The sequence below is a fragment of the Aeromicrobium tamlense genome (assembly GCF_013408555.1).
GTDB lineage: Bacteria > Actinomycetota > Actinomycetes > Propionibacteriales > Nocardioidaceae > Aeromicrobium > Aeromicrobium tamlense.
Window position 1 is genome coordinate 689,420 of sequence record NZ_JACBZN010000001.1, and the last position, 21,553, is coordinate 710,972.

Genomic DNA, 21,553 nt, shown 5'->3' on the forward strand with positions numbered 1-21,553 from the left:
GTCTCCGTCAGGGACCGGTGGCGCCGCGCCGACGGTGGGACGCCCAGGTGCGGTCGCGCAGGTCGATCGCGTCGCCGCACGCTTGCAGGAAGCGCTCGGTCGCGGCACCGGGGGTGGTGTCGCCGAGGTAGTACTCGAGCAGCTCGCCGCGGGCCGCGGCACCGGGGTCGGCCGCGAGGTGCTGCGCCACGAGCGCCGCCACGTCGGCTTCCTCGTCCAGCAGCGGCAGCGTGTCCATGAGGCGCGACGGCGGCACCGGCACGCGCGGTCGGCAGACCAGCACGGGCTTGCCGCTGGGCAGCCAGTTCAGGGTGACGGCCGAGACGTCGGTGACCAGCAGGTCGGCGTCGGCGAACGACTGCTCGAGCGGCACGTCGGTGTCCACGCGGTCGGCGCGCTCGCGGATCGCCGCGTCGGCCTCGCCGTAGGCCGGGTCGATGACGCCGTTCAGCGGGTGCGGCCGGTAGACGACGCGGTACGTGCCCGACAGCGCGTCGAGGATCGCGGCGCCGTGGGTCAGCAGCGAGCCGTAGGAGACCGACGGCTGCGACGCCTCCCACGTGGGGGCGTAGAGCACGGTGGGGCGCTGCGGGTCAGGGCGCGGTGCGGGCGCGGGCGCGTCCAGCTGCGGCTGGCCGATGAGCACCGAGCGGGCCTGCGCGTCGTAGAGCATCACGCCCACGTCGGTGCGGTCGAGCGCCGCCTGGCCCGCGAGGAAGCACAGGTCGTAGGCCTTGACCTGGTTGGACACCGAGACGCCCTTGTCGCTGTCGCCGTGGCCCAGGTAGACGTGCACGAGCGACGTGAACCGCAGGCACTCGAAGTTGATCGGGTCGTGGTTGACGTAGAGCGCCAGCTTCACGTCGCTGAGCGCGAGGATCTCGTCCAGCTGGCCGTAGCGGGCGAGGGTGACGCAGTCGAGGCCCGACTCGGCGCGCACCAGCGCGGCCGTGCGGGAGTCCTTGAACACCGCGACCACGCCGTGCGCCGCGTCGAGCGCCTGCAACGCTCGGAACCACGGCCGCAGCTGGTAGAGCGCGTCGGCGCCGTTGGGGAAGTAGAGCAGCACCGACTGGGTGAACGCCCGGCCGAGCCGGTGCTCGTCGGTGCGCTTGTCGGGCATGCCGACGGGCAGGAAGCGCGAGCGGCGCAGGCGTGCGATCGCCCACTGGCGGAGCCGGGCGACGATCCCGACCCGCGACTCAGCCACGGACGAGCCCCGGCCTCAGGACGTTGTCGACCATCGAGAGCGCCGACGCGATCGCCATGTGCATGTCGAGGTACTGGTAGGTGCCCAGGCGCCCGCCGAAGTGCACGTCGGACTCGCCGGCCGTGAGCTCGCGATAGGCCTTCAGCGCCGTGCGGTCGTCGGCGGTGTTGACGGGGTAGTACGGCTCGTCGTCGGTGCCGGCGGTCGCGAAGCGGCTGAACTCGCGCATGATCACGGTGGCGTCGGACGGGTAGTCGCGCTCGGGGTGGAAGTGCCGGAACTCGTGGATCCGCGTGTACGGGATCTCCTCGTCGGCGTAGTTCATCACCGGCGTGCCCTGGAAGTCGCCGATCGGCAGCACCTCGGACTCGAAGTCGAGCGTGCGCCAGCCGAGAGGGCCGTGGGCGTGGTCGAAGTAGCGGTCGAGCGGGCCGGTGTAGACCACCGGCAGCTGCCCGACGGTGGCCGCCTTGTTGAACGGCTGGGACTCGTCGAAGAAGTCGGTGTCGAGGCCGATCGTGATGTTCGGGTGGTCGGCCATGCGCTCGAGCCACGCCGTGTAGCCGTCGGTCGGCAGGCCCTCGTACGTGTCGTTGAAGTAGCGGTTGTCGTACGTGTACCGCACGGGCAGCCGGGTGATGATGTCCGCCGAGAGCGCGGTGGGGTCGGTCTGCCACTGCTTGGCCGTGTATCCGCGGATGAACGCCTCGTAGAGCGGCCGCCCGATCAGGCTGATCGCCTTCTCCTCGAGGTTCGTCGCCGCGGCGGCGCCGCCCGACAGGCCGATGCCGGCCTGCTCGGCCACCCACGCACGGGCCTCGTCGGGTCCCATCGACGAGCGGGTGAACTGGTTGATGGTGCCGAGGTTGATCGGCAGCGGGTACACCTCGCCGCGGTACGTCGAGTAGACGTGGTGGCGGTAGCCCGTGAAGGTCGTGAAGCGGTTGACGTACTCCCACACGCGCTCGTTGGAGGTGTGGAACAGGTGCGCGCCGTAGCGGTGCACCTCGATGCCGGTGGTGGGCTCGGCCTCGCTGTAGGCGTTGCCGCCCAGGTGCGAGCGGCGGTCGATGACGTGCACCGTGAGACCGGGGTCGTTCGCCAGCTGCTCGGCCACGGTGAGGCCGAAGAAGCCCGACCCGACGACGAGGACGTCAGTCATGCGTGCCGCCCTCCAGCGCGGGCATCGGCTGCCACGTGCGGTCGGCCCAGATCCTCCGGCCGTCGCGCCAGCCCTTCACCAGGGAGGAGAAGCCCTTGAAGGAGCGCTCGACCACGATGAGCCGGACGATCTCCTTGGCGAACGTGAGCGCGGTGCCGAGGGCGAAGCCCGGCTTGTTCAGGCGGCCGTGCTCGGCGAAGTAGCGGCCGACGTAGGCCCGGTTCCGCATGACGTGGTACTTCGCCAGCGGGCTGGAGTCGTTGAGGTGCCGCACGCCGAGGCTGACCTGCTTCTGCTCGCGCTTCTTCTGCAGCACGAACTCGTCGACGTAGACGACCTCGGTCTCCAGCGAGGCGAGCCACGCGTAGATCGCGTCGTCCCACGAGATGAAGAAGCGGGGATCGGGCAGTCCGATCCGGCGCACGACGTCGGCGTGCACGAGCATGCCCTCGAAGGTGCCGGAGTTGGTGACGGCGTAGCCGTCGGTGTTGAAGGTGCGCACCGAGTAGGGCAGCGGCACGCCGAGGAACTGGTTGAACTTGGCCTGCCAGTAGAAGGGGGTGCCGTCGACGTCATAGCGGCGGCCGTGGATGACCTTGAACCGCTCCATCCAGGGCGCGAAGCGCTCGAGGGCGTCGGGGAGGATCTCGACGTCGTCGTCCATCAGCCAGACCCACTCGGCGCCCAGCTCGAGGGCGACCTTGGTGCCCTCGCTGAAGCCGCCGGCGCCGCCGGTGTTGGTCTCCATGCGGTGGTTCACCAGCACGTCAGGGCCGAGCTTCGCCTGCCAGCGGGTGACGACCTCCTGCGTGTCGTCGGTGCTCGCGTTGTCGACGACGACGATGCGATCGGGCGCGGTCGTCATCGTGGAGGCGCTCTGCAGCAGCTCGTCGAGCAGGGCGGAGCGGTTGAACGTGACGATGGCGATCGCGAGAGGGCTGGTCGTCGAACTCACCACGACAGGCTATCGGCCCTGATGACGGATCCGTGAATCCCACCTACGCTGAACGGGTGGCGCTGCGCACCGCTGGTCGAGCACTCGCCGTCGTCGGGATCCTGACGACGGCGACCGGTGCGGGCCTGTGGAGCACGAGTCCCGCGTGGGCCGTCGGGCCGGTCAATCCGGTCGTGGTCGACTCCGCCGATCCGGCCAACGCCAACTTCCTGATCTTCGTCGAGGGCGACGCCATCCTCGAGGCCGACGAGGCCGAGGGCACGATGGCCGTCGGCGGCGACGTGACGTTCCGCCGCAACTACAACGTCCTGGCAGGGGCGGCGTCGACTCCGCAGGACGTCGCGCTCTACGTCGGGGGAGGGCTCACGTTCCCGGCCGCCGGCTCCGGCGCGATCCTGCGGATCATCGGGGGCCAGGCCCGGGTGATGGACGACTCCACCTACGACGCGTTCGTCGGCGGTCCCGGTGCGGTCGCGGTGCCGCAGGGCCAGACGGCCGACTACATCCCGCGCCTCGAGGTCCAGACGGCGCAGACCGTCGCGGAGTTCACGCAGCCCGTGCCCGAGGTGGACTTCGACGGCGCTTTCGAGCAGTACCGCACGCTGTCCACCGAGATCGGCGCGTGCGTCGAGAACGTCACCCTCACCAGTGCGAACGGCGATCCGCTCACGCGGCCCGTGCCCGTCGGACAGCAGGCCTACGTGTCGCTGACCGCCGGCACCACCAACGTGCTCAACCTGACCTCCGCCGAGCTCGACGGCCTGACGAGCATCACGTTCAACGACCCGCGGCCGGGCCCCGGGACGCCGCTCGTGATCAACGTGACGGGCGACTTCGACGGGTCCATGCCGAACCTCGCGGGGATCGGCGGCGCGAACGCGCCGTTCATCCTGTGGAACTTCCCCGACGCGACGTCGCTGCAGATCGAGAACTCCGACACCCTCGAGGGCACGATCTACGCCCCGCGCGCCGACCTCGACTGGTACGCGCACGGCAACATCGAGGGCAACGTCATCGCGCGCAGCTTCGACCACCTCAGCTTCGCCGGGCGCACGGTGCGTGAGGTGCACGACTTCCCGTTCCAGGGAGTGATCGACTGCGAGCCGGCCACGCAGCCCACGACCGAGCCGACGACGGAGCCCACCACCGAGCCCACGACGGAGCCCACCACCGAGCCCACGACGGAGCCGACCACGGAGCCGACCACGGAGCCGACGAGCGAGCCCACCACCGTCCCGACCACGACGCCGACCACCGTCCCGACCACCCAGCCGACGGCGATCGACTCGGACGGCGACACGACTGACGACGACGCGTACTACTGGAGCTCCGGCGGCACCACGGGCGGTGGCTCGGGCCTGGCGTCCACCGGCGGTCCCGGGCCGGGACTCGTGGCCGGGGGAGCGGTGGCCACCGTCGCCGGCCTGCTGCTCCTGGCGCTCAGCGGTAGATCGCGCGCTCGGCGTCCGAGCGCTCCACGAAGGCCGTGACCGCGGCGCGGAACGCCTCGAGCGTGCGCTGCTCGGGCGAGCCGAGCAGGTAGGTCGCCAGCTTCGAGCGGTACTCCGCGAGCAGGTCGGGGCCGCGGCCCGTGACCACGTCGAGGAGCTCCTCCACGCCCGTGGCCTGGGCGCCCAGGATCGTGGCCGCGGCGCTGGAGGGGTAGTCCTCGCGGAACTGCTTGGTCGAGGAGCCCTCGTGGTTGAAGACGGCGTAGGGCTTCTCGCCGGCGAGCCAGTCCGACAGCACGCTGGAGATGTCGCTGACGAGCGCCGTGGACTGATTCATCCAGCCGGTCAGCGAGCCCCCCGTGACGACCCGGTGGTCGATCCCGGTGCGTGCCTTGGCGTCGTCGAGGCGGCGGCTGATCACGGCGTGCGCCACGCGGTACTTCGCGTCGCGCTGGCCCGTGAACGGGTGCGGCTTGTAGACGACGCGGACCGAGCCGTCGGCCAGCAGCGCGTCGATCAGCTGCACGCCGATCGCGCGCAGGGAAGAGTACTCCTGGTGCTGGTTGACGCCCTCCCACGTGGGCGCGTAGAGGACCGTCGGGATCTCCTGCTCGCCGATGCGCGGCGTGGGCTCGATCGCGTGCACCTGCGGGCGGCCGACGAAGCGGAACTGGTCCTCGGGGATGTGCATGCCGGACCGGCGGTACCGGTCGGCGCCGGCCTCGCCCGCCACCCAGAGCTCGTCGTAGACCCGTGAGAACGGGTTGTTCGAGGCGCTCTTGTCGCTGTCGCCGTGGCCGATGAAGGCGCTCATCATCGTGGGCAGCCGCAGCAGGTGGATGTTGTTGCCGGTGTTGGCCGGGTAGAGCGCCACCTTGACCGTCGAGAAGTCGAGCATGAGCAGCTCGCCGGGAGCCGGCAGCGAGAGCGTGGGCAGCTTCGAGGCCGCCATCCTCTCGAACAGCGGGTGGTCGCGCAGGACCACCATGACCCGCTGGTCGAGCGCCTCGAGCGCCTCGATCCACGTGTTGATCTGGTAGGCCGCGGTGTCGGGTCCGGACAGGTGGACCACCACCTCGGGCCGGTACTCGTCGATGAACTGCTGGACGGCCGAGAGCTGGGGCGTGAAGCCGGTGGCACGCTTGGCCGTGCGCATCCGCCAGCTGGTGAGCAGCTCGGGCACGGTGCCCGCCAGCACGAGCGCCACGGCCGCGGCTCCGACGGCCAGGACGGCCCACCACGGGGCGCCGAGCACGGCCGGCGCGAGGGCGCCGAGCTGGGCGACGGTGACCAGGAGCGGGCGGCTCTGCGGCTCCTCCTCGATGTACGTGTCGCCGGGGATGTGCCGCGTGCGCATCGGCTTGAGGGGGCCGATGCGGCGGTACTCGGCGTGCAGCGCGCGCACGCACAGCACCGTGATCATGAGCAGCGTGACGAGCAGGAACGCGTGCAGGGCGGGGCCGTCGGCGAACTGCGTGGAGGCGACCGCGGCGACGATGACGCGCAGGGCGAACCGCAGCGGCGGGCCCGCCGACGCCTGCCTCAGCAGCATCGAGGAGACGGGGGAGCGGCGCTCGAGCCACCACTCGGCGGCGGTGGACACGAGCAGGGCGATCACGGCGGCCAGGTCGAGGTCGAGGACCACGAGCAGCAGGGCCAGCAGGATCGTTCCGTTGACCAGCAGCAGGCCCGGAAGCTCCGAGCTGCGACCCAGACGCGTCACGAGGGCACGGACGAAATGCGCCGGGGAAGCCATGGTCCGCAATCTACCGGGTGTGACGGCTGGGGCGGGTGTACCGTCGGGGCGTGCCCTGGCGCCGTCGCTTCCGTCTCCCGGCGTCGATCGCCCACCCCGTGCGATTGCTGCCGCTGACGTTCCTGTCCCTCATCGTGGTCGGCACGCTGCTGCTGCTGATGCCCTTCGCCCGTGCGGGCGAGGAGGACCCGTCGTTCATGGACGCCTTCTTCACGTCGGCGTCCGCCGTCACCGTGACCGGCCTGGCCGTGGTCGACACGGGCACCTACTGGTCGCCGATCGGGCAGGGCATCATCATCGTGCTCGTCGAGATCGGCGGCATCGGCATCATCGCGATGACGACGCTGCTCGGCCTGTTCGTCGGCGGGCGGCTGGGCCTGCGCACGCGGCTGGCGGCCCAGACCGACATGCACGTCGTGAGCCTGGGCGACGTCGGCCCCCTGTTCAAGCGCGTCGCGATCACGACCCTGATCTTCCAGGGCATCACGGCGATCATCCTCACGATCCGCTACGCGACGTATTACTTCGACTCGTTCGCCTACTCGCTGTGGCACGGCGTGTTCGACGCGGTCATGGCGTTCAACAACGCGGGCTTCTCGCTGCACCCCGACAGCCTCACCAGCTACGCGGGCGACTACGCCGTGATCCTGCCGATCTCGGTCGCCGTGTTCGCCGGCGGTGTCGGCTTCCCGGTCCTCGCCGAGCTCTACCAGGAGTGGCGCTCCCCGAAGACGTGGACGATCCACACCCGGCTGACCGTGTGGGGCTCGTTGGCGCTGCTGGCCATCGCCTCCACGATGTTCGTCGTGGTCGAGTGGAACAACGCCGCCACGATCGGCGACCTCAGCCCCATCGACAAGCTGGTCACGGGCATCGAGGGCGGCATCATGCCGCGGTCGGGCGGCCTCAACAGCTTCGACTGGGGCCAGGTCGAGCCCGTCACGCTCTTCACCGCGATCGTCATGATGTTCATCGGCGGCGGCAGCGCCTCCACGGCGGGCGGCATCAAGATCACCACGTTCCTGCTGCTGGCGTACGTCATCCTGGCCGAGCTGCGCGGCGAGGAGCAGGTGCGGATCGGCTCGCGCGCGATCAACGCGCGCACGATCCGCACGGCGCTCAGCATCGCGCTCATCGCCGTCGGCCTCGTCACGGGCGGCGCGATGGCCCTCATGATCGTCGCGGGCGTCCCGCTGTCGGAAGGACTCTTCGAGTCGACGTCCGCGTTCGGCACCGTGGGCCTGTCCACGGGCCTGACCCCCGAGCTCAACGTCGCGGGCCAGCTCGTCCTCATCGTCTTGATGTTCATCGGCCGAGTCGGCACCATTACGGCAGCCTCGGCGTTCGTGCTGCGGCGCCGCGTCGCCAGGTATCACCTTCCCGAGGAGCAACCGATCATTGGCTAACAACGACCCCCTCACCGCCCCGGTCCTGGTCGTCGGCCTGGGCCGCTTCGGCTCGGCCGTCGCGCGCTCGCTGGTCCGCCTCGGCCACGACGTCCTCGGCGTCGACGAGGACGCCGCGCTCGTGCAGCGCTTCGCCAGCGAGTTCACGCACGTCGTCTCCGCCGACACCACGGACACCGAGGCGCTGCGCCAGATCGGCGCCGAGCAGTTCGACCGCGCCGTCGTGGGCATCGGCACCGACATCGAGGCCAGCGTCCTGACCGTGCTGAGCCTCGTCGAGCTCGGCGTCTCGGAGGTGTGGGCCAAGGCCATCAACGCCAAGCACGCCCGGATCCTCGAGCGCGTCGGCGCCACCCACGTGGTGCGTCCCGAGTCGGCGATGGGCGAGCGCGTGGCGCACATGGTCACCGGCGCGATGATCGACTACATCGAGTTCGACGACGGCTTCTCGATCGCGCGCACGCGCGCGCCGAAGCTGGCCGCCGGGCGCACGCTGCTGGAGTCGCAGCTGCGGGCGAAGTTCGGCGTCACCGTCGTCGGCGTCAAGCGGCGCGGCGAGGACTTCACGTACGCCCGCCCCGAGACCTCGATCGAGGCGACCGACGAGCTGATCGTCTCCGGTCCCACCCGCAAGGTGGAGACCTTCTGTGCCCTCGGCAACTCCTGACGCGACGGCGGGCGCCCGAGCCCGGCGGGTAACCTAGGTCGGTGAGCAACCAGGACACCCAGGAGGGCGCGGCAGCCGACGGCGCCGCACACCGGTACACCAGCGCGTACGCCGGCCGCATCGAGACGGCGTGGCAGGACCGCTGGGAGACCGAGGGCACGTTCGAGGCCCCCAACCCGGTCGGTGACCTCGCGCTCGACGACGACCGCCACAACGCCGGCGGCTCGAAGTACTTCCTGATGGACATGTTCCCGTACCCCTCGGGCGCCGGCCTGCACGTCGGCCACCCGCTGGGCTACATCGCCACCGACGTCGTCGGCCGCTTCCGCCGCATGCAGGGCGACAACGTGCTGCACGCCCTCGGCTACGACGCGTTCGGCCTGCCCGCCGAGATCTACGCCGTCCAGACCGGTCGCCACCCGCGCGAGACCACGCTGGAGAACATCGCCAACATGCGGCGCCAGCTGCGCCGCCTGGGCCTGGCCCATGACGCGCGCCGCTCGTTCGCCACGATCGAGCCCGAGTTCATGCGCTGGACGCAGTGGATCTTCCTGCAGATCTTCAACTCCTGGTACGACCCCGAGCAGGGCAAGGCCCGCCCCATCAGCGAGCTGATCGAGCAGCTGGGCACCGACGACCCCGCCGTGATCGACCAGCACCGCCTGGCCTACATCAGCGAGTCCCCGGTCAACTGGTGCCCGGGGCTGGGCACGGTGCTGGCGAACGAGGAGGTCACGGCCGAGGGTCGCAGCGAGCGCGGCAACTTCCCGGTCTTCAAGCGCAGCCTGCGCCAGTGGCAGATGCGCATCACCGCCTACGCCGACCGCCTCATCGACGACCTCGATCGCGTCGACTGGCCCGAGCCGGTCAAGCTCATGCAGCGCAACTGGATCGGCCGCTCGCACGGCGCCCAGGTGCGCTTCGAGTCGGCCGCGGGCCCGATCGAGGTCTTCACCACGCGCCCCGACACGCTGTTCGGCGCCACCTACATGGTGCTCGCGCCCGAGCACCCGATGGTCGACCGGCTGGCCGCCGAGACGTGGCCCGAGGCGGTCGACGAGCGCTGGACCGGCGGTGCGCCCGACCCGGTCGCCGCGATCGCGCAGTACCGCCGCACGGCCGCGGCGAAGTCCGACGTCGAGCGCCAGGAGAACAAGGAGAAGACGGGCGTCTTCACCGGCTCCTTCGCCACCAACCCGGTCAACGGCGAGGCCGTCCCGGTCTTCATCGCCGACTACGTCCTCATGGGCTACGGCACGGGCGCGATCATGGCCGTGCCCGGCCACGACGAGCGCGACTTCGAGTTCGCCACCGAGCTGAGCCTGCGCATCACGCCGGTGGTCCAGGCGCCCGAGGACGAGGTCCTGCCCTGGACGGGTGCGGGCGTCGCGATCAACTCCGACAACACCGGCGTGTTCGGCGACGAGGGCGTGAGCCTCGACGGCCTGACGGTCGACGACGCGAAGGCCGCGATCATCGCGTGGCTCGAGCAGCGCGGCGTCGGCGAGGGCACCACCACCTACCGCCTGCGCGACTGGCTGTTCAGCCGCCAGCGCTACTGGGGCGAGCCGTTCCCGATCGTCTACGACGAGGACGGCCGCGCGATCGCGCTGCCCGAGTCGATGCTGCCGGTCGAGCTGCCCGAGGTGCCCGACTACTCGCCGAAGACCTTCGAGGCCGACGACGCCACGAGCGAGCCCGAGCCGCCGCTGGCGCGCGTGCCCGAGTGGGTCGAGGTCGAGCTGGACCTCGGCGACGGCCCGAAGCGCTACCGCCGCGAGACCAACACGATGCCCAACTGGGCCGGCTCCAGCTGGTACGAGCTGCGCTACACCGATCCGCACAACGCGAACGTCCTCGCGGATCCGCAGAACGAGCGCTACTGGCTCGGCCCGAAGGCGCCCGGCGAGACCGGCGGTGTCGACCTCTACGTCGGCGGCGTCGAGCACGCGGTGCTGCACCTGCTGTACGCGCGCTTCTGGCACAAGGTGATGTTCGACCTCGGCCACGTGAGCAGTGAGGAGCCGTTCCACCGCCTGTTCAACCAGGGCTACATCCAGGCGTACGCCTTCACCGACGAGCGCGGCACCTACGTGCCCGCCGACGAGGTCGAGGAGCGCGACGGCGGCTGGTTCCACGAGGGCAAGCCCGTCAACCGCGAATACGGGAAGATGGGCAAGAGCCTCAAGAACGTCGTCACGCCCGACGAGATGTACGAGGCCTACGGCGCCGACACGTTCCGCGTGTACGAGATGAGCATGGGCCCGCTGGACGTCTCGCGTCCCTGGGAGACCCGCGCGGTCGTCGGCTCGCAGCGCTTCCTCCAGCGCGTGTGGCGCCTCGTCGTGGACGAGGAGACGGGCGAGGTCGTCGCCGACGACACCGAGCCCGACACCGCGTCGCTGCGCGCCCTGCACCAGGCCATCGCCGGCGTCACCGAGGACATGGGCGAGCTGCGGTTCAACACCGCGATCGCCAAGCTCATCGAGCTGACGAACCACCTGACCAAGTCGTCGGTGCGCTCGCGCACGATCATCGAGCCGCTCGTGCTGATGCTGGCCCCGCTGGCCCCGCACCTGGCCGAGGAGCTGTGGTCGCGCCTGGGCCACGAGGACACGCTCACCTACGAGCCGTGGCCCGTCGCCGACGAGCAGTACCTCGTCCAGGACCTGGTCACGTGCGTCGTGCAGATCCAGGGCAAGGTGCGCGGCAAGCTCGAGGTGGCCGCCGACATCAGCGACGAGGACCTCACGGCCCTCGCGCTGGCCGAGCCGAACGTGGTCCGCACGATCGACGGCCGCGAGATCCGCAAGGTCATCGTCCGCGCCCCCAAGCTCGTCAGCATCGTCGTCTGATCACACGCGGGCCGCGTGGGTGTCGGTCCCGGGTCGCGCGTAGACGCCCCAGGCGACCACGAGCATGACCGCGTAGACGGCGGCGAAAGCCCACAGGCCACCGGTGATGCCGAGCTCGGCGAAGGTGCGCGGCACGAAGAACGAGCCGAGCGCGCCGACGGCGCCCGCGATGCCGATGCAGCCCGCGGCGGCGCGGTGCCCGCGGGCTCGGGCGTCGTCGTCGTGCGCGCCGATCTGGAAGGCGATCGGGATCATCCGGTAGACCGAGCCGTTCCCCACGCCGGCCGCGCCGAACAGCACGAGGAACAGGGCCAGGAAGAGCGCGAACGAGGCGTCCTCGAGCGTCAGCACCAGCCCGATCACGCCCGCGGCCATCGCGACGTAGGAGGCCATCGTGACGCGCGTGCCGCCGAAGCGGTCGGCCAGCGCGCCGCCGAAGGGCCGCATCAGCGCGCCGGTGGCTGCGCCGAGGAATGCCATCGCGATCGGCACGTCGGGATGCATCGCCTTCATGAGCGTGGGGAAGGTCAGCGAGAAGCCCAGGAACGAGCCGAACGTGCCGATGTAGAGGAACGAGATGACCCACGTGTGGGGGTTGCGGACGGCCAGCGCGTAGCTGCGCAGGTCGGAGCTCGTGTTGGACAGGTTGTTCATGAGCAGCAGGGCCGCGAGCGCCGAGATGATGGCGGCGGGCACGAAGATCAGTCCCGCGCGCTCGAGGGCGACGCCGGCGCCGGTCGTGATGATGAGCGGCACCACCAGCTGCACGACGCCGGTGCCGAGGTTGCCGCCGGCGGCGTTGATGCCGAGCGCCTTGCCCTTCTCGCGCTGCGGGTAGAAGAACGAGATGTTCACCATCGACGAGGCGAAGTTGCCGCCGCCGAGGCCGGCCAGGGAGGCGACCAGCAGCATCACCGCAAACGGCGTGGTCGGGTCGCTCACCGCCCAGGCGAGCCCGAGCGCGGGGATCAGCAGCAGCAGGGCCGAGATCACGGTCCAGTTCCGCCCGCCGAACACCGGCACCATGAACGTGTAGAGCACGCGCATGGCCGCGCCCGCGAGCCCCGGCAGCGCGATCAGCCAGTAGAGCTGGTCGGTCGAGTAGGAGAAGCCGGCCGTGCCCAGGTTCGGGACGACCACGCTCCACACGCCCAGCATCATGAAGCCGAAGAACTCGGCGAACACGGACACGGTGAGGTTGCGCCGTGCGATCGGGCGACCCTCGGCGGCCCACTGGCCGTCGTTCTCGGGATCCCAGCCGTCGATCCACCGGCCGGGCCGGTGGACGAGGGAGGAGGTCTGCAGGTCGGTGTTCACGGTGGTCATCACGACTCCTGACGCGGGGCTGCTCGGATGGCCACGACCGTAGGAACGGCGCGTTTCGGCCGCCCGCGCCTGCCGGTAACCGGCCGGGAACGTTCTCCTCACAGGCCGTCGGTGACGATCGTGAGACCGATGTCATCGGTTGTTACATCCAGGTGTCGGGCCGGAAACCTGCGCCACGGACGCTGGAGGCATGACACGCAAGAGACTGATCGTGGCCGGCGCCGGCATGGTCGCCCGCCGCCTGGTGGAGGCCCTCGTCGAGCGCGGCGCCACGGAACAGTGGGACATCGACGTGTTCGGTGAGGAGAGCCGTCCTCCCTACGACCGCGTCGCGCTCACCTCCTTCTTCACGGTGGCCGACCCCGACGAGCTGCTGCTCGGCGACCAGGCCCTGTGGCGCACGCCCGGCGTACGACTGCACCGCAACGCGCGGGTCTCGGGCATCGACCGCGAGGCGAGGACGGTCACGGTCCACGGTCGCGAGGAGCATTACGACGAGCTCGTCCTGGCCACCGGCTCGTACGCCGCGGTGCCGCCCGTGGACGGGTCGGACCTGCCGGGCTGCTTCGTCTACCGCACGGTCGACGACGTCACCGAGCTGCGCACGTGGGTGCGCGACCGCGGCGAGCAGCTGGGCCACCCGGCGCGCGGCGTCGTCATCGGCGGCGGCCTGCTCGGTCTCGAGGCGGCCGGCGCCCTGCGCGAGCTGGGCGCCGAGTGCACCGTGGTCGAGTTCGCCGACCGGCTCATGCCCGTCCAGCTCGACCTCGCCGGCGGCCAGGCGCTCCGCCGCCTCATCGAGGGGCTCGGCGTCGAGGTCCGCACGTCCACCGCGACGAAGTCCCTGCGCACCGGTCGCGGGACGAAGAAGGTGGGCAGGATGACGTTCGTCGACGGCGAGACGATCCCCGCCGACGTCGTCGTCTTCGCCACCGGCGTGCGGCCACGCGACGAGCTGGCCCTCGAAGCCGGCCTCGAGGTCCACCCGCGCGGGGGCGTGATGGCCGACGACTCCTGCCGCACGAGCGACGAGCACATCTGGGCGATCGGCGAGGTCGCCTGCATCGCCGATCGCGTCTGGGGCCTCGTCGGTCCGGGCTACACGATGGCCGAGGTCGTCGCTGACCGGCTGCTCGGTGGCTCGGCCGCGTTCACCGGCGCGGACCTCTCCACCAAGCTCAAGCTGATGGGCGTCGACGTCGCCAGCTTCGGCGACGCGTTCGCCGCGCAGGGCGGCAGCCTCGAGGTCGTCTACGCCGATCCGCTCGCCGGCGTCTACAAGAAGCTCGTCATGAGCGACGACGCGAGCACGCTGCTCGGCGGCATGCTCGTCGGCGACGCCTCGGCGTACACGAGCCTGCGCCCGATGGTCGACGCCGAGCTCGGCAGCGACCCCGCCGCGTGGCTGATGCCCGACGGCATCGAGCCGCCGTCGACCGGCGCGCTGCCCGACACCGCCACGGTGTGCTCGTGCAACAACGTGTCCGCGGGCGCGATCCGCTGCGCGATCAGCGGCGGCGAGTGCACCGACCTGGCGGGTGTGAAGGCGTGCACGAAGGCCGGCACCAGCTGCGGCTCGTGCGTGCCGCTCGTGAAGACGATCGTGAACGCCGAGCTCGAGGCGCAGGGCATCACCGTCAGCAACGCCCTGTGCGAGCACTTCGACCTCAGCCGCACCGAGCTGTACGAGGTCGTGCGGGCCACCGGGATCGGCTCGTTCAGCGAGTTGATCGCGCGGCACGGGCGGGGTCACGGTTGCGACATCTGCCGTCCCGTCGCCGCCTCGATCCTGTCGAGCCTGGGCCGCGGCCACGTGCTCGACCGCGAGAACGCCCGACTGCAGGACACGAACGACCACGTCATGGCCAACCTCCAGAAGGACGGCACGTACTCGGTGGTCCCGCGCATCCCCGGCGGCGAGATCACCCCGGAGGGCCTCATCGTCATCGGCCAGGTCGCCGCCGACTTCGGGCTCTACACGAAGATCACGGGTGGACAGCGGATCGACCTCTTCGGCGCCCGCATCGACCAGCTGCCGGCGATCTGGAGGCGCCTCGTCGACGCGGGCTTCGAGTCGGGGCACGCGTACGGCAAGAGCCTGCGCACCGTGAAGTCGTGCGTCGGCCAGACCTGGTGCCGCTACGGCGTCCAGGACTCGGTGGGCCTCGCGGTCGAGCTCGAGCTGCGCTACCGCGGCCTGCGCTCGCCGCACAAGATCAAGCTCGGCGTCTCCGGGTGCGCGCGCGAGTGCGCCGAGGCGCGCGGCAAGGACGTGGGCGTCATCGCCACCGACCACGGCTGGAACATGTACGTCGGCGGCAACGGCGGCTTCACGCCCCGGCACGCGCAGCTGTTCGCCGAGGACCTCACCACCGAGGAGCTCGTGCGGGCCATCGACCGCTTCCTGCTCTACTACGTCCGCACGGCCGACCGGCTCCAGCGCACGGCGCCGTGGATCGAGTCGATCGAGGGCGGGATCGAGCACGTCCGCGACGTCGTCCTGAAGGACTCCCTGGGCATCGGCGCCGAGCTGGACGCGCAGATGGCCGAGCACGTCGAGAGCTACGCGGACGAGTGGGCGCAGACGCTGGCCGATCCCGAGAAGCTGGCCCAGTTCGGCTCCTTCGTGAATGCGCCGGACACGCCCGACCCGGACCTCGCCTACGTCGAGGAGCGTGGTCAGCGCCGGCCCGCCGACCCGGTCGTGATCGCCGGCGACCGCCTGCCCGTCCGGACGGAGGCCGTCTCATGAGCGCCGCCGTGTCGGAGACGGCGTGGACCGCAGTGTGCACGGTCGATCGGCTCTGGGTCGACCGGGGCGCGGCGGCTCTCGTCGACGGCGATCAGGTGGCGATCTTCCGCCTCCAGGACGGCGAGATCCTCGCGGTGGGCCACCGCGACCCGTTCACGGGATCGAACGTCATCGCGCGCGGCCTCGTCGGGTCCCGCGGCGACGTCCCGACGGTGGCCTCGCCGCTGCACAAGCAGGTGTTCGACCTGCGCACCGGCGTGTGCCTCGACGAGCCCGAGGTCACGCTCGGACGCTGGGACGTGCGGGTCGTCGACGACGTCGTCTGGCTGCGCCGGGAGGGCGCGTGACCCCTCACGGGCCGGTGCTCGCCGGGACCCGGATCCTCGTCACCGCGCAGCGCCGCGCCACCGATCTGGCCAGCGCGCTCGTGCGGCGCGGCGCGCAGGTCCACACGGCGGCGACGCTGGGCGTCGAGGCGCACATCGACGAGGCCACGCTCGTCGCGCGCACGCAGGAGCTCATCGACGACCGTCCCGACATCGTCGTCGTGACGACCGCGATCGGCTTCCGCAGCTGGCTGGAGACGGCCGAGTCGGTCGATCTGCTCGAGCCGCTGCACGAGGTGCTGGCCGGCGCCCGCATCGTCGCGCGCGGGCCCAAGGCGCGCGGCGCGATCCAGGCCGCCGGGCTGGTGGCCGACTGGGTCGCGGAGTCCGAGACCTCGCGCGAGATGGCCGAGTACCTCGTCGCGGAGGGCGTCGACGGGCTGCGGATCGCCGTGCAGCACCACGGCGCGGGCGACGACGGACTGGAGTCCGCCGTCTCCGGTGCCGGAGCCTCGACCGTGCCGCTGGTCGTCTACCGCTGGGGCCCGCCGCCGGACCCCGAGGCTGTCGAGCGCTCGGTCCGCGACGCGGCCTGCGGCGGCTTCGACGCCATCGTCTTCACCTCGGCGCCCGGCGCCAGCGCGTGGCTGCGCGTCGTGCGCGAGCTCGGCGTGCTGCCCGAGCTGCTCGAGCTGGCGGGGGAGGGCCGGCTCGTGCTGGCCGCGGTCGGCCCCGTCACCGCGGAGCCGCTCCTCGTCGCCGGCTTCGACCCGCTCGTGCCCGACCGGGGCCGTCTCGGCGCGCTCGTCCGCTCGGTCGTCGTGCACTTCGGCCGTGACGACCTCGGCATCGACGTCGCCACCGGCCGTCTGCGCGTGCACGCCACCGCGGCCACCCTCGACCACGAGGTGCTGCCGCTGCCGCCCGCCGGGCTGGCCGTGCTGCGACTCCTGGCCTCCGAGCCCGGAGCCGTGTTCACCCGCGAGCAGGTGCTGGCCGTCCTGCCGCGCGCCACGGCCGACCCCCACGCCGCCGACGTCGCCGTCGGCCGGCTGCGCGAGGCGCTCGGCGACCGCCGCCTCGTCGGCACCGTCGTCAAGCGCGGCTACCGACTCGAACCGCACACTCTGGAGAGGCCCGCATGAGCATGCCCGTCCTGATCGCCTGCAGTCACGGCACCCGCTCGGAGCGCGGGGCCGCCGCCGTCACCGCCCTGGTGGACGCCGTCCGGGACGCCTCGGGTCTCGAGGTGGTCCCGACGTGGGTCGACGTGCAGGAGCCGGCGCTGCCCGAGGTCGCCGCGTGGCTCGGTGACCGTCCGGCGGTCGTCGTGCCGCTGCTGCTCTCGGCGGGCTACCACGTGCACCACGACATCGCGGGCGTCGTCGCGCGGCGCCCGGCTCACGCCGCTGCCGCGCCGCTCGGCCCGCACGCGGCCGTCATCGACGTGCTCGTCTCGCGGCTGCACGACGAGGGGCTCGCGCCCGACGAGGTCGTGGTCCTGGGCGCCTCCGCCTCCAGCGATCCGCGCGCTCTCGCCGACCTCCGGGCGACCGCCCATGATCTCTCGCTCCGGCTCGACCGCGAGGTCGCGCTCGGCCACGTCGGGCACTGCGGCACGCCGCTGGCCGAGGTCGTGACCTCGGTCCGCCGTCCCGGCCGTCGGGTGCTGGTCGCGAGCCACCTGCTGGCTCCCGGGCACTTCCACGACGCGCTCGGTCGGACCGGCGCGGACGTCGTCACCGCACCGCTGCTCGACGAGCGGACGCCCGACGAGCGCCTCGTCCGTCTCGTGCTCGAGCGGTACGACCAGGCCCGGGCTCGCGAGCTGGCGACGGCGGTCTGACGTGGTGCGCACGGTCTGCGGGTACTGCGGCGTGGGCTGCGGCCTCACCCTGCAGGTCGAGCGACGCCACGACCAGGTGCTCGTCACCGGCGCGGCGGGCACGCCCGACCACCCCGCGAACGCAGGCCGGCTGTGCACGAAGGGCGCGACGACGGCCGACCTGCTCGCCGCACCGGGACGGATGGAGAAGGCCTCGATCCGCTCCGACCGCGCGGCCGACCGGGTCGAGGTCGGCATCGAGGCCGCGCTCGACGAGGCGGCCGCCCGCTTCCGCGCCGTGATCGACGAGCACGGACCCGACGCGGTCGCGCTGTACGTCTCGGGCCAGATGTCGCTGGAGGCGCAGTACCTCGCGACGAAGCTGGCCAAGGGCTACCTGCGCACGGTCAACATCGAGTCGAACTCGCGGCTGTGCATGGCCAGCGCGGGCACGGGCTACAAGCAGTCCCTGGGCGCGGACGGTCCGCCGGGCTCGTACGACGACTTCGACCACGCCGACCTGTTCCTGGTCATCGGCTCGAACATGGCCGACGCCCATCCGATCCTGTTCCTGCGGATGATGGAGCGGGTCAAGGCCGGAGCGCGTCTCGTCGTCGTGGACCCGCGGCGCACGGCGACCGCCGAGAAGGCCGACCTGTTCCTGCAGGTCCGCCCCGGCACCGACCTCGCCCTGCTCAACGGGCTGCTCCACCAGCTCATCGCGACGGACGCCGTGGATCGCGCGTTCGTCGCGGACCACACCCGCGGCTGGGAGGACGTCGAGGCGATGGTGGCCGCGTACGACCCGGACTCCGTCGCCGCCACGAGCGGCGTCGCGGCCGACGACCTGCGCACCCTCGCCGGCTGGATCGCCGCCGCCGACGACTGGATGAGCTGCTGGACGATGGGCCTCAACCAGTCCACGCACGGCACGTGGAACACCAACGTGCTGGTCAACCTGCACCTCGCGACCGGTGCGATCTGCCGCACCGGGTCCGGTCCCTTCTCGCTCACGGGCCAGCCGAACGCGATGGGCGGACGCGAGATGGGCTACATGGGGCCGGGCCTGCCGGGCCAGCGCTCCGTCGTCTCGCCCGCCGACCGGGCGTTCGTCGAGGAGGCGTGGGGGCTCGAGCCCGGCACGATCCGCGACGAGGTGGGCCGCGGCACGATCGACCTCTTCGAGCAGCTGGCCGCGGGTGAGGTCCGCGCCGCGTGGATCATCTGCACGAACCCCGTGCACTCGGTCGCGAACCGCTCCACCGTGCTCGCCGGGCTGGCCGCCGCCGACGTCGTCGTGGTGCAGGACGCCTACGCCGAGAACGAGACGCTCACGCACGCCGACATCGCCCTGCCCGCCGCGCTCTGGACCGAGGCCGAGGGCGTCATGGTCAACTCCGAGCGCAACCTGACGCTGTGCCAGCCGGCCGGGTCGCCGCCGGGGGACGCCCGCCCGGACTGGCGGCTCATCGCCGACATCGCCACGCGACTGGGGTTCGGCGAGGCGTTCGCCTTCGACAGCGCCGAGGAGGTGTTCGACGAGATCCGGTCCTTCGCCAACCCCGCCACGGGCTACGACCTGCGCGGCGCCGACTACGACCGCCTGCGCGAGGGCCCGCTCCAGTGGCCGTGCCCGCCGGACGGCGAGCGGCGCAACCCGATCCGCTACGTCGAGGACGGGGTCGTGAGGTTCCCGACCCCCGACGGCCGCGCCGTGTTCCACGCCCGGCCGCACCTCGCGCCGGCCGAGCTGCCCGACGACCGGTTCCCGGTGGTCCTCAACACCGGGCGCCTGCCGCACCAGTGGCACACCATGACCAAGACCGGGAAGGTCGCGCGACTCAACCGGCTCAACCCCGGCCCCTTCGTCGAGGTCCACCCCGACGACGCCGCTGCGCTCGGGATCGGCGACGGCTCGTCGGTCCGGGTCGTCTCGCGCCGCGGGACCGTCGAGCTGCCGGCCGTCGTCACCGATCGCGTGCTGCCCGGCACGTGCTTCGCGCCGATCCACTGGGGCGAGATGACGGGGGAGCGGCTCGCCGTCAACGCGGTCACGCACGACGCGGTGGACCCCGACTCGCTCCAGCCCGAGTTCAAGTACTGCGCGGTGCGGCTCGAGCGTGCCCCGATCCGGCTGCCCGTCACGCCGCCGCGGCCCACGTCCGAGGCCGAGACGGCCTGGCTCGCGGGATTCCTCGCGGCGAGGACGCACGCCGGTCTACCGGCCTCTGCGCCGGTCGGTCCGGAGGTGCGCGGGTGGTTCGCCGAGGTGCTGGCCGCCCTCGCTCCCGAGGAGGAGTCCGGCGACGCGGACGTCACGGTCCTCACGGCCTCGCAGACCGGCCGCGTGGAGGACCACGCGCCGCAGCTGGTCGAGCTGCTCCGCGCCCGCGGCGTCTCGACGGTGCACCGCTCGATGCGCGACGCCGGCGACCTGCGCGGCACCGTCCTGTTCGTCACCAGCACCACGGGCGACGGCGATCCGCCCACCGAGGCGGTCGGCCTCTGGCGCCGTCTCGTCGCGCCGGACGCACCCCGGCTGGAGGACCTGCGCTTCAGCGTGCTGGCCTTCGGGGACTCCACCTACGCCGACTTCTGCGGCTTCGGGCGGCGCCTCGACGAGCGGCTGGCCGAGCTCGGAGGCCGACGGCTCGCCCCGCGCACGGAGTGCGAGCCGGCGTACGACGGGCCCGCTGCCGCCTGGCTCGAGGCGGTCGGCCGCGCCCTCGGCGCGACGGACGCACCCCCTGTCACGCCCGCGCGCAGGCCCTCCCTGATGACCCGACTCACCCGCAACGAGCTGCTGACCGCGCCGGGCTCGTCGAAGGAGGTGCGCCGGTTCGGCTTCCACCTGCCCGACGACTCGCTCACGTACGAGCCCGGCGACGCGCTGGCCGTGTCGCCGAGGGTCGACCCGGCGTACGTCGACGCCTGGCTCACCCTCACCGGCCTCGACGGCGACGCCGTCGTGGACTCCGACGGCGAGCCCGTGCGCCTCGCCGACGCCCTCGCCGACCGGTACGACCCCGTGACGATCACACCGGCGGTCGTCCGGCTCGTGATCGAACGCCACCGCGGCACGCTCACCGGCCTGCCCGACCCGGATGACCGCCTCGCCGTGCAGGAGTGGGCGTGGGGCCGTCAGGTCGTCGACCTCCTCCACGACCACCCGACCCTCGCCCGGCTCGACCAGTGGCTCGACGTCCTGCGGCCGCTCACGCCGCGGCAGTACTCGATCTCCTCGAGCCCGCTGGAGGACCCGCACGAGGTGCAGGTGACCGTGGGCGTCGTGCGCCACCGCGTGCACGGTCCGGAGCGCCACGGCATCTGCTCGGGCTTCCTCGCCGACCGCGCGGACGACGTCCGGGTCCACGTGCAGCGCCAGCGCCACTTCCGGCCGCCCGCCGACCCGGACGCCGCGGCGATCATGGTCGGTCCCGGCACGGGCATCGCGCCGTTCCGCGGCTTCCTGGCGCACCGCGCGATGGCGGGGGAGCCGGGCCGGAACTGGCTGATCTTCGGCGATCGCCACGAGCAGACCGACTTCCTCTACCGCGAGGAGCTCGAGCGGTGGCGCGACGACGGCGTCCTGACCCGCCTCGACACCGCGTTCTCGCGCGACCAGGACCGTCGCGTCTACGTGCAGGACCGGATGCGCGAGCACGGCGCCGAGCTGTGGCGCTGGCTCGACGAGGGCGCCCACCTCTACGTGTGCGGCGACCGCGTGCACATGGCCAAGGACGTCGAGGCCACCCTGCTGCACCTTGCCGAGCGGCACGGTGGGCTGGGCCGCGAGGCGGCGCGCGACTGGCTCGCGGGCCTCGCCGACGAGGGGCGCTACGCGAAGGACGTGTACTGATCT

14 protein-coding genes are annotated in these 21,553 nt (G+C 71.9%); 9 read left to right on the forward strand and 5 right to left on the reverse strand.

The annotated features are described in order from the left end of the window. Positions 1-7 precede the first annotated feature (7 nt). The 3 genes from BJ975_RS17070 to BJ975_RS03570 are packed head-to-tail and all read right to left on the reverse strand — an operon-like array spanning position 8 to position 3,327. Positions 8-1,210: a CDP-glycerol glycerophosphotransferase family protein gene (locus BJ975_RS17070; RefSeq protein ID WP_179423706.1), complete on the reverse strand. Its 1,203-nt coding sequence runs from the start codon at positions 1,208-1,210 to the stop codon at positions 8-10. Continuing rightward, on the reverse strand, positions 1,203-2,372 hold the full coding sequence (glf, locus tag BJ975_RS03565) for a UDP-galactopyranose mutase (protein ID WP_179423708.1): 1,170 nt from the start codon (positions 2,370-2,372) through the stop codon (positions 1,203-1,205). The genes BJ975_RS17070 and glf overlap by 8 nt, the downstream gene beginning before the upstream one ends. Beyond that, complete coding sequence (locus BJ975_RS03570) at positions 2,365-3,327, reverse strand: glycosyltransferase (RefSeq protein WP_218845725.1); 963 nt, start codon at positions 3,325-3,327, stop codon at positions 2,365-2,367. The genes glf and BJ975_RS03570 overlap by 8 nt, the downstream gene beginning before the upstream one ends. A 56-nt stretch (positions 3,328-3,383) precedes the next feature. On the opposite strand from BJ975_RS03570, the gene BJ975_RS03575 reads away from it, so the two are divergent. Further along, on the forward strand, positions 3,384-4,817 hold the full coding sequence (locus BJ975_RS03575; RefSeq protein WP_179423712.1) for a collagen-binding domain-containing protein: 1,434 nt from the start codon (positions 3,384-3,386) through the stop codon (positions 4,815-4,817). Here the strand turns inward: BJ975_RS03575 and BJ975_RS03580 are convergent. Further along, positions 4,768-6,534 carry a CDP-glycerol glycerophosphotransferase family protein gene (locus BJ975_RS03580; RefSeq protein WP_179423714.1) on the reverse strand — a complete coding sequence of 589 codons (1,767 nt, stop codon included), beginning with the start codon at positions 6,532-6,534 and terminating at the stop codon, positions 4,768-4,770. The genes BJ975_RS03575 and BJ975_RS03580 overlap by 50 nt on opposite strands. 50 nt (positions 6,535-6,584) lie before the next feature. On the opposite strand from BJ975_RS03580, the gene BJ975_RS03585 reads away from it, so the two are divergent. The 3 genes from BJ975_RS03585 to leuS are packed head-to-tail and all read left to right on the forward strand — an operon-like array spanning position 6,585 to position 11,462. Beyond that, on the forward strand, positions 6,585-7,940 hold the full coding sequence (locus BJ975_RS03585; RefSeq protein ID WP_179423716.1) for a TrkH family potassium uptake protein: 1,356 nt from the start codon (positions 6,585-6,587) through the stop codon (positions 7,938-7,940). Beyond that, a complete protein-coding gene (locus BJ975_RS03590) occupies positions 7,933-8,607 on the forward strand; it encodes a potassium channel family protein (protein WP_179423718.1) in 675 nt (224 codons plus the stop codon). The genes BJ975_RS03585 and BJ975_RS03590 overlap by 8 nt, the downstream gene beginning before the upstream one ends. Positions 8,608-8,648: 41 nt before the next feature. Next, the gene (gene leuS / locus BJ975_RS03595; RefSeq protein WP_179423720.1) at positions 8,649-11,462 is read left to right on the forward strand and encodes a leucine--tRNA ligase; all 2,814 of its coding nucleotides are present in this window, start codon (positions 8,649-8,651) and stop codon (positions 11,460-11,462) included. Here leuS and BJ975_RS03600 read toward each other — a convergent pair whose 3' ends face one another. Then, complete coding sequence (locus tag BJ975_RS03600) at positions 11,463-12,788, reverse strand: MFS transporter (protein ID WP_179423722.1); 1,326 nt, start codon at positions 12,786-12,788, stop codon at positions 11,463-11,465. Positions 12,789-12,978: 190 nt separating this feature from the next. Between BJ975_RS03600 and nirB the strand changes: the two genes are divergently transcribed. From nirB to BJ975_RS03625, 5 genes are read left to right on the forward strand one after another with little or no spacing between them, the layout of a single operon-like run. Further along, a complete protein-coding gene (nirB, locus tag BJ975_RS03605) occupies positions 12,979-15,540 on the forward strand; it encodes a nitrite reductase large subunit NirB (RefSeq protein ID WP_179423723.1) in 2,562 nt (853 codons plus the stop codon). Continuing rightward, positions 15,537-15,887 (forward strand): nitrite reductase small subunit NirD, encoded by a 351-nt coding sequence (gene nirD / locus BJ975_RS03610; RefSeq protein ID WP_179423726.1) that lies wholly within the window; start codon positions 15,537-15,539, stop codon positions 15,885-15,887. The genes nirB and nirD overlap by 4 nt, the downstream gene beginning before the upstream one ends. Then, positions 15,884-17,011, forward strand: coding sequence for a uroporphyrinogen-III synthase (locus BJ975_RS03615; protein WP_269302969.1), 1,128 nt, complete (start codon positions 15,884-15,886; stop codon positions 17,009-17,011). Before nirD ends, BJ975_RS03615 begins: the two co-directional genes overlap by 4 nt. Next, on the forward strand, positions 17,008-17,712 hold the full coding sequence (locus BJ975_RS03620; RefSeq protein WP_179423728.1) for a sirohydrochlorin chelatase: 705 nt from the start codon (positions 17,008-17,010) through the stop codon (positions 17,710-17,712). Before BJ975_RS03615 ends, BJ975_RS03620 begins: the two co-directional genes overlap by 4 nt. 1 nt (position 17,713) lies before the next feature. Next, the gene (locus BJ975_RS03625) at positions 17,714-21,550 is read left to right on the forward strand and encodes a bifunctional nitrate reductase/sulfite reductase flavoprotein subunit alpha (RefSeq protein WP_179423730.1); all 3,837 of its coding nucleotides are present in this window, start codon (positions 17,714-17,716) and stop codon (positions 21,548-21,550) included. Positions 21,551-21,553 lie beyond the last annotated feature (3 nt).